Raw genomic sequence first — 12,207 nt, forward strand, 5'->3', positions numbered from 1 at the left:
TATAGGTTTTATTATGTGAAATCTGCCATGGCCGGTCTGTATCCCTCGCTCAGGAAATCGCAAACGCGTTGTACATTTACCGGTTTCGCCAGCAGCTTGAGGCCCAGCCGTTTGCAATGCGCCCTGAGTTCCGTGGTGCGGTCGGCGGAGACGATGGCGGCGGGTACATCGCCGTAGCGCCACAGGATGTCCTCGTAAAGCTCAACGCCGGTCATACCGGTGCCGAGTTGGTAGTCCAGCAGGAAGACATCGGGCACGAGGTCGATCTCGGAAATCGTCGCGAGCGCTTCTTCACCTGTTTCGGCTAGGATCACCTCGCCACCGCAGCTTTCGATCAGATGCATGATGGCTTGCGCCACGCTGCGATTGTTTTCGACCAGCATGACAAGAAGGCCGCTGAGGTCGCGCAAGGCGTTGGATGGTGCTGCGCGGTGCGGGTCGAGCAACCGTGCTGCAGGTGCTGACACGGGCACCATGAGAGAAAAACAGCTGCCGGTGCCGGGCTTCGACCACAATTCGAGCGGATGGCGCAGGCCCTTGCAGGCGCGCTCCACAATGGCGAGGCCGAGGCCGAGGCCAGCATTCGCGGCCCCCGGCGCAAGCTGTTTGAATTCTTGAAAGATCGCATCCTGATCTTGTTCCGGGATGCCGCAACCGGTGTCCCAAACCTCGATCCGGGCATAGTCGCCGACGCGGCGCACCCCGGCCAGCACGCGCCCTTCATCGGTGTAGCGGATGGCGTTGGACAGCAGGTTTTGCACGATGCGGCGCAGGTAGCCGGGGTCGCTGACCACCGTCAGGCCGCTGTGGACCATTGAAAAGCTCAGCCCCTTGGCCCGCGCGCTCGGGGCCAGTTCGTCGCGCAGCGGGTTGAAGATTTCGGTGAGCGAAACGGGTTGGACATCGAACACCGCCTTGCCTGCGTCGAGTTTTGAGATGGCCGACAGCGCCTCGATTATCTGTTCGACCCCTTGCAAGGCGGTTTCGGTCTTGGCCACCACTTGTTTGATGGACCGGTTGTCGGTCTGGTCGGCGATGGAGGAAACGAACAGCTTGGCCGCTGACAAGGGCTGTAGCAGGTCGTGACTGGCGGCCGCGACAAAGCGGGATTTGGAGGCGTTGGCGCGTTCGGCCTCGCTCAGCGCTTCTTCCAGTTCGGCGGTGCGTTCCTCGACCCACCCTTCGAGGCGTTCGTTCACCTCGGACAAAGCGCGGGTGGCGGCGCGTTCAGATGTGACGTCCGTCAGGCTGATCACGAACCCCCGGTCGGGCATTTCCTGCGCGAAGATGCTGTAGATCTGGTCGCCCTTGCGCGTCACCTCGAAGGCGATGGGTTCGCGGGTGCGGGTGCGGTTGGTCCAGTCGATGAACCGTTCGGCAGGAAAGCTGGTATCGAACACCAGCTCTTCGCGGAACTGTTCCATGAGGTCGTCGAAGTTCAGCGTGTCGCGCAAGCGAATGGGGGCGATGTCGAGTAAACGGTCCATCCGCTTGTTCCAGCCCACCAGTGTCTTGTCGTGGTCGAAGATGCAGACGCCCTGGTTCAGGTGGTCGAGCGTCGCTTGCAGTTTGCGCGCCTCTTGGTGGCGCATCTTATCACGTTCCTGCCGCTCCATCCTGATGATGTCGGTCACATCCGTTTGCAGGATCACGGTGCCGTTGCGCGACGTGCGGTGCTCGGAGGCTTGCAACCAGCGGTCCCAGATCAGGCTGACGTTGAACACCACGTGTTCCTCGCGGTGCCGTTCGAGGCGCAGCCTTGCCCACTCGTCGGCGGTCTGACCGTCTGGCAGGGCCAGGAAACGGCTGGTCGAGATGTAGTTTACGTAGTCCTTGAATGTCAGACCTTCCTTGAGAAGTGGCTCCACATCCTGCAAATCCCGGCAAAAGCGGCTGTTGTAGAGGACGAGCCTGTCGTCCTGATCAAAAAGCGCAAAGCCTTCGTTGATGGTCTCGATCGCTTCGGTCAGGTTAGCCTGCGCGTTTTCAGTTTCACGGTTGGCCTGTTCCAGCCGGGCGTTGGAGTCCTGCAACAGGTCCAGCGTGCGTTCCAGATCGCGGGTGCGGTCGCGCACTTCGGATTCGAGCAAGGCGGCGCGTTCGAACTGCTGGTAGGCAAAGCCGGATTGTTCCGTCTTCTGCTCCACCCGCCGCATCAGGGCGTGCGAGATTTGCAGCAGCTTTTCGTTCTGCCGTTCGAGCGAGTCGTTGGGGTTGATTAGCGACATCAGACGCCCGCCTTGCCCGGCACCGTTGGGTGGTAGAAGGCAACGCCGCTCATTGTGTGGTTCACGTGCAGCGGGCCGATCTGTTCACCATAGGTGGAAAAGCCGGTGACACGGTGCGCGCTGAGCACGTCAGAAATTTGGCGGGTCTGTTGTGACTGCTCGGCCTCGATCCGCCGCAGGATACAGTCGCAGCCAATGATGTTTGCAGGTGCGTCCGGGCGGCCCAGGTCCGACAGCTTGTCCTGCAGGTGGGCCGACAGGTTTTCCTGCGACGCGACGGTCAGCACCATGCCTTCGTCGATGGCGGAGAAGAAGACCAATTCGCCTTGGTCGTTGACCTGCTGGATAGCGCGGACATGGTGCGTGTCGCCGATGCGCACGACCACGGGGTGCGAGGCAAAAGTGAAGCGATCAAGCTGGTCAGGATCCTTGCCGACTAGTCGCGCATATTCGCGCGCGGCGGGTTCGGCGTTGATTTCCTTGACGATGCGTCGGGCAGGATCAGCGCCTGTCACGACCATTTGCGTGTCGCCCGGCACAAGGTGGTTCAGGCTGAAGACCCGCGTCTCATATTTGCTGCGCGCAAGCGTAAGGATGGCCGCGTTGCTGACCACCTCGCCGTTCAGCGCGACAAAGGTCTGGGAAAAGGCGGTGCCGTCCCCGGCCGAGCCGCCAAAAATCGGGAAATCACGCAAGGCGGGCGCGATGGTTGCGGCGAGCGTATCCTCACTGAGCGACAGGCCATCGACGACGAGAAAGGCGAAGTTTTCGTTGAGGTCGGGCGTCTTGTCCCTCAGGGCGATCCGTTCCAGTGTGATCTGGTCAACGGTTTCCTGTATGTCGAGCGCGTCGAGGTCGTGGATCATCAGGGAGGTGGTGGCAAACCCGTCCTCGGGAAAGCCAACGGCGACCACCAGACCTTCTTCGTAGCCTGTCGTGCCGATCTCGCCCGCTGTTGTGCAGGCCAGTACGTCGACGTCTGGAAACAGCGCCTCAGCCTCGGCCACGACGCCGTGAAAGTCGACGGCTGGGGTGACAAAAAGTGCGACTAGCGCAAATGGGCCTTCGCCCAGCTTGCGTTTCAGGTGTTTGACGGGCGACGTCGTTGAAGCGCGCACTTCTGCGGTATGAAGGATGTCATACCTGTCTGCCACAGCACGTCCTTCGAGCCTTCCGGCCTTGGACTGCAATGTCATTTACTCTCTCCCTGACGCTAAAGATATGAGCGTCAGTCGCCGGTTGGCAAGACATTTGAGTATTTGGCTTCCTGCGCGACAAGCACCGCCTGTGTCCGGCTTTGCACCCCGAGCTTACGCATGATGGCGGTCACGTGAGCTTTTACCGTGGTTTCCGCAATCGACAGGTCAAAGGCGATCTGCTTGTTCAGCTTGCCCTCGCAAATCAGGTCTAGGATGCGGGCTTGCTGGTTCGTAAGGGACGACAGGCGGGTAAGGTGGTCGTCCGTGGCATCGGTCCCGTTGCCTTCGACAAACCCGGCGGGTTTATAGATGTCGCCCGCTGCGATGGTTTCGATGGCGTCGCGGAACACCGACCGGTGCGAGTGTTTCGGTACAAAGCCCTGCGCCCCGGCCACGATGGAATTCGCGATGATCGAATTGTCGGTCATGGACGACACGATGATCACCGGCGTCGCCTCTGCCGTGCGCTTGAGCCGCATCAGCCCGTCAAGGCCGTCGACGTCTGGCAGGTTCAGGTCCAGCAGGATCAGCGCGGGCGGGGTGTCATCGACGAGCCGTTCAAGCCCGCGTTCCAGGCTGTCGGCTGTCACCACCTTGTCGAAATTCGCAACCGACCGAAGCGTGAGTTCCAGCGCGTCGCAGAACAGTGGATGATCGTCGATCACCAGCGCCCAGCCTTGCGGCATCTTGGTTTCGGACGGATCGGACAGGGGTGATGTTTGTAGCGCCATACATGCAGCTTAGCCTGCGTGGCTTCCTGCGGTCACCTGTCAAAAGGTCTTACATCACAAGACAAAACGCCCCCGCTGATGCGAGGGCGCTTCGGTGGTGTCAAAGGATCAGTTGGCGGAGGCCAGCTGTTCCGGCAGACGGAAGGTCCAGAGCATGCCGCCTTGGTTCAGGTAGTTGACCTTTTTGGCCACTTCCCCACCCCAGAGCGGAACCGCACCGCCCCAGCCGGAGATGATCGTGACGTATTGCTCACCGTCCTGCTCCCAGGTGATGGGCTGACCCACGATGCCCGAGCCGGTCTGGAAGGACCACAGTTCTTCGCCGGTCTCGTCGTCAAAGGCGATGAACTTGCCCTCTGGCGTGCCGGTGAACACCAAGCCACCTGCGGTCGTCATCACGCCACCCCAAAGCGGTGCGTCGTTCTTGAACTCCCACTTGGTTTCACCTGTGTCGGGGTCGATCGCCTTCAGGCTGCCGATGTGGTCCTCGTAGTTGGGCTTGATGGTAAAGCCCGAACCCAGATAGGCAGCACCTTTCTTGTAGGTGATCGGCTCGTTCCAGATGTCCATGCCCCACTCGTTCGAGGGTACATAGAAGTTGCCAGTGCGCTGGCTGAAGGCCATCGGCATCCAGTTCTTGCCACCCAGGAAGCCTGGGGAAGAGAACACAACCTCACCTTTCTTTCCATCGGCAGAAGCAGCGGGATCGCCGGGACGGTTGGCTTCGGCAAAGATCGGTCGGCCGTTCTCATCAAGCCCTTCGGCCCAGGTGATGTCTTTGACGAAGGGGACGCCGCGCACGAACTCGCCGTCTTCGCGGTTCAGCACATAGAAGAACCCGTTGCGGTCGGCGGTGGCAAAGCGCTGCTCGCCCGCGCGGTTTTCGTAGGCCACAACCTCGTTCACGCCGTCATAGTCCCAGCCTTCGCGTGGGGTGGTCTGGAAGTGCCACTTGATCTCGCCCGTTGCAGGGTCGATCCCCAGGCGCGATGCGGCATAGAGGTTGTCGCCCATGCCATCTTCGCTGGGTGCACCGGCACCGCGCAGGTGGCTATTCCAGGGTGCGGGGTTACCCGTGCCAAAGACCAGCGTGTCGGTGTCGGCATCGTACGACCCGCCGAGCCAGGTCGCACCACCGCCCGTTTTCCACATATCGCCCGGCCATGTCGCGTTCAGCGTGCCGGTCATGGTGCTTTCTTCGCCGTTGAGCATCCCCATGTGACCTTCGATCACGGGGCGTTGCCAGACCAGTTCACCTGTTTCGGCGTCGCGCGCTTCGACGGCACCAACGATCCCGAACTCACCGCCGGAGTTGCCGGTGATGACCAGACCGTTCACGATCAGCGGCGCAGCGGTATAGCTGTAGCCCGCCTTGTAATCGGCGATCTTCTTGTTCCAGACCGTGTCGCCCGTTTTGGCGTTCAGAGCCACGATGCGGGCATCGAGTGTACCGAAATAGACGTTGTCGCCATAGATGGCAGCGCCACGGTTCACCACGTCACAGCAGGGCAGGATCCCTTCAGGCAGGCGGGCGTCGTATTGCCAGATCTCTTCACCCGTTTTGACGTCGATCGCGTACATCCGGGAATAGGAGCCGGTGATGTACATCACGCCATCATGCACGATGGGCTGCGTTTCCTGACCGCGCTGCTTTTCCCCGCCTAGCGAGAAGGCCCAGGCTGGCACGAGGTTTTTGACGTTGTCCTTGTTCAGCGTGTCGAGCGGCGAATAGCGTTGCAGGTGGCGGCCCATGCCGTTGGTCAGCACGTCGCCCGTGGACGCGGCATCGTTGGCCAGCATGTCTTCGGTGACGCCTTCGGCAAATGCGGCTGAGGTCGCAAGGACCCCCGCAACTGCGGCGGCGATAAATCTGTTCATATGTAGTCCTCCCAAAACCCTTTGCTGGGCAGTTCTTGCGAAAGCAGTGAACAGATGTGGCACCGCCCTCGCCATGCCGAGAGTATTTGCGCAAACGGGTCATGCAGGTATTGGCCAATGGTCGTAAGACCCCAAGGAACTTGACAGATGGCGTGCGACTTTGGTCGTGGAGCGAGTCGCGAAATCGGGTTTTGGGCTTCAAAAGGATAAGTTTGCGCACATCGGTGGCAACACGTTATGGCATGCGACTCCCCGGCAAAGTTGCGGCTTTGGTCGTATTCCAGCGCGCGCCGATATTGGTAGGTTTAAGGCGATACGGGAGGATCAACGCATGTTTTTCAAAGCATTTGGCGGGGCCATCGCCGCTGCTCTTCTAGCTGCCGCTGCCTTGGCAGACACGCCTGTGTTGCGCGCGTCGGTCCTGAAGTTCGGCACCGTGAATTGGGAACTCGACACGATCAAACATCATGGCTTTGACACCGCCCATGGTTTCGACTTGCAGGTGCAGGGTGTCGCGGGCGGGTCCGCAGCCAAGGTCGCCTTTCAGGGTGGAGAGGCCGATGTGATCGTCTCTGACTGGCTGTGGGTCGCGCGCCAACGGGCGGCAGGCAAGGACTATGTTTTCATCCCCTACTCCAAGGCTGTGGGTGGTGTGATGGTGCCGCAAGACAGCCCCGCGCAGTCGCTCGCTGATCTGGCGGGATCCAAGATCGGGATCGCCGGTGGACCCTTGGACAAGAGCTGGTTGATCTTGCAAGCCTATGCTGCCCAAGCCCAAGGCGCTGATCTTGAGGCGCAAACTGAACAGGTCTTTGCCGCGCCGCCGCTGATCTTCAAGTCGGCGCTCTCGGGCGAGGTCGATGCTGTCATCAACTTTTGGCACTTCCTCGCCAAGATGGAAGCGTCGGGCATGCGCAAGCTGGTCGATGTCGCCGATGCGGCCACAGCGCTCGGTCTTGATCCGAACACGCCACTTCTCGGGTATGTGGTCAAGGGTGAGATGCTGCGCGACAATCCTAATCTCGTGAATGGTCTGGCCGCTGCGTCGCGCGACGCCAAGGATCTGCTGGCCGCCGATGATACCGAATGGGACCGCCTGCGCGACCGGATGAATGCTAAGACCGACGCGCAGTTCGACGCGCTTAAGGCCGGGTTCCGCGCGGGCATTCCCGACGCTGGTCCGGTCGATGAAGACGCCGCCGCCCGGATGCTCGCCCTGATGGTCGAGCTAGGAGGTGAAGACCTGGTGGGCGATGCAAGGGAACTGCCTGCCGGCACTTTCCTGCACTCCGGCAGTTAGGTGATTGCCCCACTGCTTGATCTGCGATTGCAGGCGCTGGCCTATCAGGGCAAGCCCGTTCTGCGGGACATATCCTTTCAGCTGGATCGTGGTGACACGCTTGCGCTGGTCGGGCCATCCGGGATCGGAAAGTCATCCTTGTTGCGCGTCATTGCAGGGCTGAATACGGATTTTGATGGCAGGTGCGGTGTGCGCGGCACCTGCGCGATGGTGTTTCAGGAACCGACCCTCCTGCCCTGGCGGACTGTTGCCGACAATATTGCACTGCCCACCGGGGCATCGGATCAAGACGTTATGGCGGCCTTGCAGGATGTGGGTCTGAAAGGGCGCGGCGCCGATTTTCCGGGCCAGTTGTCCCTGGGCCAGCAACGGCGCCTCTCCCTTGCCCGTGCTTTTGCCGTGAAACCTGACCTTCTGCTGATGGACGAACCCTTTGTCTCGCTCGATCCCGATCTGGTGGAAGAGATGATGGCGCTTTTTGCCCGTCTCCGAGAGGCGCACGGTGTTGCAACGATCCTCGTGACGCATGCGGAGGAAGAGGCGAAACGCCTGGCTGACCGCATTGTGACGCTGGGCGGTCAGCCCGCGACAATTGTGAGTGACATGGCGCCCTAGCCCCTGCGCCCGATCCGAGTCCGCGCGGGATCGTAGCCGACCAGCGCGGCAACCGCGAAGATCGCAGTCGCCAGCAGGGTCCATCCCAGTGCGCCCGGGTTCAATTCGACATAAAGCGCAAAGCGGATCAGCTCGACCGCGTGGGTAAATGGATTCACCGCGCAGATGTCATGCAGCAGTTCCGAGCTTTCGGCCATTTTCCACAGCGGGTAGAGCGCCGATGATAGGAAGAACATCGGGAAGATGACGAAGTTCATCACGCCCGCGAAGTTTTCAAGCTGCTTGATGAAGCTCGACAGGAGCAGGCCAAGCGCGCCCAGCATCAGCCCCGCCACAAGCAAGGCAGGCAGCGCGGTGACGTAGCCCCACGCGGGCATTCGAATGTCGAAGAGGGCGGCGATGGCGAGGAAGGCATAGACCTGCAGGATCGAAATAGCTGTCGAGCCCACCAGCCTGCAAAAGAGCAGCCACCCGCGCGGCAGTGGCGAGGTCAGCAGCAACTTCATCGACCCCATCTCACGGTCGTAAACGAGGCTGAGTGATGATTGCATCCCGTTAAACAGCAGGATCATGCCGCACAGGCCGGGGACAATATACGTCTCGTAGGTGATATAGGTCTGGTATGGAGGGATGATACTGAGGCCGAGGGCCGCGCGGAACCCGGCGGCAAAAACGAGCAGCCAAACTAAGGGGCGGACAAGGGCCGCGATGAACCGTTCACGCTGGTGGATAAACCGCAGCGCCTCGCGCAGCACGATGGCGCGCATGGAGGTGAGGTAGGCGCTCACGCCTCCGCTCCGGTCATGGACAGGAAGCGGTCTTTCAAACTCATGTCGCCTGCAACGTCACGCGCTTTGCCGTGTGCCAATACCTTTGCGCGGTGCAGGACGATCAGGTCATCGTCGGGTCGCACCTCGTCCGTCAAATGTGTGGCCCACAGGACTGTCTTGCCCTGATCTGCCAGTGTATGCGCATAGTCCGTGATCGACGCACGCGCAGCAGCGTCTAAACCCACGGTCGGCTCATCCAAGAGCAGCACACTGGGATCATGCAGCAAGGCGCGCGCAATCTCGCTCCGCCGCCTGTGCCCGCCGTTCAGGGCGCGGGCCTTCTCCCCTGCCCGCTCGCGCATATCGAGTTGATCCAGTGCGGCGTCAATGTGGGCGCGTGCGGCGCGGCCCGACAGACCATGCAGCGCTGCGAAGTAGTTCAGGTTCTGTTGGACCGTCAGATCGAGGTCGAGGGTCGTTTGTTGAAACACGATGCCCAACTCGGCCAACGCTGCACGCGGGTTCGTGCGCAGATCGTGGCCTGCAATGATAATCCGCCCCTCTGGCGCCACGAACAACCGGGTCAGCAGGTTGAAGAGCGTCGACTTCCCCGCGCCGTTCGGCCCGAGCAGCGCGCAGAACGCACCAGAAGAGACGCTGAAGGAGACATCCTCCAACGCCTTTTTCGCTCCGTATGAATAGGTGAGGCCCGTGGCCTCAAGCCCTGTCATTTAATGGTGATGTCCAACCGTTGCGTTTCGCCCGATGTCCCCGGGATCTTGATGTAGTATGCGCCGGGTTTGATCGCGACGAAACCGATCTCCATTTCGCCCGCTTCGTCAAACTCGATGCTGTCGAGGCCGAGGGGGCGGATCTCAAGACCCTCCACCACAATCTCGTCAATCCAGATCGCGCGGAAGAACTCGGGGCCAACCAGCGCCAGTTCCTGACTGCCGTCACCTTGGATTTCAAACTCGTAGTAGGTGCCGGATTTCAGCTCCCACGCGCCTTCGGGTGCGATGGGTTCACCCGCCGACAGGATGATCGGCGGCAGGTCTTCCTTGTTGCTGCCGCCCAGCAGGCCCGCAGCGCCAAAGCCTGCGTCGTCATCATCATTGTCCGCCAGGGCAAATGTCGGTGCGGCAAGCGCCATTGCGGCGATCAAAGCCAGGGTCTTCATTGGGTTTCCTCCCGAAATGTAGTGAGTATTAGGAACCGGTGGGCCGGAACGCGGCCCCCCAGGGAAAGCGGCCTACCTTGATGGACTTGATGGCCTCGCGTTTTTCCACGTCGATAACCGTGACATCGCCCGACACACCGTTGGTGGTGAACAGCATCGACCGATCCTCGTTGAAGTCCATGTGCCAGACGCGGCGGCCGACGAGGATGTAATCCTCAACCTCATACGTTTCGGCGTTGACGACCGCGACGTGGTTCGATGGCCCAAGCGCGACAAAAGCGTGGGTGTCACCGGCTGTGAACTCGAACCCCACGGGCTGCACGCGGTCGGGGTGGACACCCTGCACCTCAAAGCTCATCTTGGCCTTTTCGGTTTGCGTGGCGGTGTCGAACACGGTCAGCGTCCCGCCAATCTCGGAACTCACCCACATCTCGGCACCGTCCTTGATGAATTCGGCGTGGCGCGGGCGGCTGTCGACAAGCGTGTTGGCAAACAGCTCCTGCGTTTCGGTGTCGATCCAGTGGGCCATGTTCGTCGTCTCAGACGTGGTGATGGCGATCTTACCATCGGGGGAAACGGCCATGCCCTCCGGCTCCACGCCCACGTCGATCTGGGCCACGACCTTGCGGGTTTCCACGTCCACAACAGTTGTGATCGCATCATCCTCGTTCGCTATATAGAGGTGCCGGTCATCCGGGTGCAGCACGAATTGCTCCGGGTCATCGCCGGAGGGCAGTTCATGCAGGATCTCGCCCGAGTTCGGGTCCATCACCTGCACCGCATTGCTGTCGGAAGCGCAGATATACAGGCGGCTGTAGTCGCTGTTGAACAGGATGCCACGCGGGCGCTCGCCCACATCATAGGTCTTGATGACCTCAAGCGTCTCGGTCGAGATGACAGAAATCGTGTCGTCTTTCTCATTCGTCACCCAGATCTCGCCCGCCATCGCGGTGGACGCCAACAGGGAAAACATCGCAGTCAAACGGATCATTGGAAGGCCTCGCAGTTGCTTTCGGGGCGGTCGAGCCCCAGGCTGTCAAGTTCGTTGGTCTGGTGAAGGAACCCCTCGAGCGGGGCTTGGGCCACCAGCGCACGGGGGTGCGCGATGGCAATGGGTTGGCGCAGCTGACCATTCCAGTCGCGGTAAGTCAGGGGCCGGCCCTTGAAGCCCGCCAGTTCGAACTGGTCGGACATGATGTATGCGCGCAGTGTTTCGGGGTCGGTCGCATTGGTGCGCGTCACCGCCTCGCCCAGCGTGCGCACGGCGGCCCAGGCTGCGTAGTCTTGCGCCGTCATCTCGCGCTCGTGTTCTTCCTCGAACCGGGAATGAAGTTGCGCCGCGCCCCATTGCTCGATGACGGGTGACCAGCCAACCGACGACAACCCTTCGGACCCGACAACGGGCCGGGCTTCCCAAGTGTTGTAAAGGACGTAGCGCCCGAAATCGTGCACCTCATCCGCGATGATCAGCGCGTCGTAGTCACCGAAGTCCTGGGTGAACAGCGGCACTTCCTGGCTGGCATTGCGACGCATGTCGGCGTCGAAGGCCCATTCCTTCTCTGCCTCCAGCGAAAGACCGAACTTGGTCAGCGACCGGCGCATCGCCTCGGCATAGCTGGTGTCGGCTGCGTGCGTGCCTGTGATCATGACCAGATCATCCCAGCGCTTCTTCACAAGCATCTGAGCCAGCGCATCCGTACGCATCGCATCTGAGGCGAGCGTGTGCAGCAAGTTGCCTCGGCACTCTGCATCGCGCAGGGCCAGATCACCGGCGGACGTATTGAACAATACTGCACCTTCCGCCTCGGCCAGATCGGCAATTGCAGTGATGTCTTCCGGGCCCGCGTCGATCACAAGATAGGGCGACGCGGTTAGCAAATCGCGCGCGGTGGCCAGTGGGTCTTCGCCTTCGTACACCTCTGCCACGGTTAATTCGTATGTCTGGCCGAGAAACTTGCCCGTTGTCAGATTGTCCGCCAGCCCCGTCTGCGCCCCCGCAAGACCATTGCTTTCAGGGATCGGATCAAGGTTGGACAGAGTTGGGGGTGCAGGCTGCTCGACCCGCAAGTACCCGATATTCAGTGTAATTTCCGCACAGACAGGTACGGCCAGCGCACCCCCAAAGAGCGCACCCAAGACAAGGTGTTTCACGTATTTTCCTCCCGTTCCCTCAAGGCTAACTTGAGCGGGAATTGGGTGTGTATAGGACCATGGTCTTACTCCCTTTGGCCCACAACCAAAGTCGAATATCCCGCCCCCGCCCCGTGCCTTAGGACAGAAGGCAAGAGGAGCACTCATGTCAGGGA

Annotated in this window: 11 protein-coding genes; 2 read left to right on the plus strand and 9 right to left on the minus strand. The window is 60.9% G+C overall.

Annotated features, from left to right (window positions below):
• Positions 1-11: 11 nt before the first annotated feature.
• The 4 genes from RA29_RS20320 to RA29_RS20335 form a co-directional block, all read right to left on the minus strand.
• Complete coding sequence (locus RA29_RS20320; protein ID WP_039689530.1) at positions 12-2,228, minus strand: PAS-domain containing protein; 2,217 nt, start codon at positions 2,226-2,228, stop codon at positions 12-14.
• Positions 2,228-3,424, minus strand: coding sequence for an FIST N-terminal domain-containing protein (locus tag RA29_RS20325; protein WP_039689532.1), 1,197 nt, complete (start codon positions 3,422-3,424; stop codon positions 2,228-2,230). Before RA29_RS20325 ends, RA29_RS20320 begins: the two co-directional genes overlap by 1 nt.
• A gap of 32 nt (positions 3,425-3,456) precedes the next feature.
• Positions 3,457-4,158 carry a response regulator transcription factor gene (locus tag RA29_RS20330; RefSeq protein ID WP_039689534.1) on the minus strand — a complete coding sequence of 234 codons (702 nt, stop codon included), beginning with the start codon at positions 4,156-4,158 and terminating at the stop codon, positions 3,457-3,459.
• A 108-nt stretch (positions 4,159-4,266) separates the two neighbouring features.
• The gene (locus tag RA29_RS20335) at positions 4,267-6,036 is read right to left on the minus strand and encodes a PQQ-dependent methanol/ethanol family dehydrogenase (protein ID WP_039689536.1); all 1,770 of its coding nucleotides are present in this window, start codon (positions 6,034-6,036) and stop codon (positions 4,267-4,269) included.
• 331 nt (positions 6,037-6,367) lie between these two features.
• Between RA29_RS20335 and RA29_RS20340 the strand changes: the two genes are divergently transcribed.
• Both RA29_RS20340 and RA29_RS20345 read left to right on the plus strand, forming a co-directional pair.
• The gene (locus tag RA29_RS20340; RefSeq protein WP_039689539.1) at positions 6,368-7,336 is read left to right on the plus strand and encodes an ABC transporter substrate-binding protein; all 969 of its coding nucleotides are present in this window, start codon (positions 6,368-6,370) and stop codon (positions 7,334-7,336) included.
• Positions 7,337-7,951: an ABC transporter ATP-binding protein gene (locus tag RA29_RS20345; RefSeq protein WP_241462671.1), complete on the plus strand. Its 615-nt coding sequence runs from the start codon at positions 7,337-7,339 to the stop codon at positions 7,949-7,951.
• On the opposite strand, the gene RA29_RS20350 is transcribed toward RA29_RS20345, so the two are convergent.
• From RA29_RS20350 to RA29_RS20370, 5 genes are read right to left on the minus strand one after another with little or no spacing between them, the layout of a single operon-like run.
• A complete protein-coding gene (locus RA29_RS20350; protein WP_039689540.1) occupies positions 7,948-8,739 on the minus strand; it encodes an ABC transporter permease in 792 nt (263 codons plus the stop codon). The two genes, RA29_RS20345 and RA29_RS20350, sit on opposite strands and share 4 nt — an antisense overlap.
• Positions 8,736-9,452: an ABC transporter ATP-binding protein gene (locus RA29_RS20355; RefSeq protein ID WP_039689542.1), complete on the minus strand. Its 717-nt coding sequence runs from the start codon at positions 9,450-9,452 to the stop codon at positions 8,736-8,738. The genes RA29_RS20350 and RA29_RS20355 overlap by 4 nt, the downstream gene beginning before the upstream one ends.
• Positions 9,449-9,901 (minus strand): hypothetical protein, encoded by a 453-nt coding sequence (locus RA29_RS20360; RefSeq protein ID WP_039689544.1) that lies wholly within the window; start codon positions 9,899-9,901, stop codon positions 9,449-9,451. Before RA29_RS20360 ends, RA29_RS20355 begins: the two co-directional genes overlap by 4 nt.
• Positions 9,902-9,929: 28 nt before the next feature.
• Positions 9,930-10,892, minus strand: coding sequence for a YVTN family beta-propeller repeat protein (locus tag RA29_RS20365; RefSeq protein WP_039689546.1), 963 nt, complete (start codon positions 10,890-10,892; stop codon positions 9,930-9,932).
• Entirely contained in the window at positions 10,889-12,052 is a 1,164-nt protein-coding gene (locus tag RA29_RS20370) for an ABC transporter substrate-binding protein (RefSeq protein ID WP_039689548.1), read from the minus strand. Before RA29_RS20370 ends, RA29_RS20365 begins: the two co-directional genes overlap by 4 nt.
• Positions 12,053-12,207: the final 155 nt, after the last annotated feature.

Source organism: Tateyamaria sp. ANG-S1 (assembly GCF_000814025.1).
GTDB lineage: Bacteria > Pseudomonadota > Alphaproteobacteria > Rhodobacterales > Rhodobacteraceae > Tateyamaria.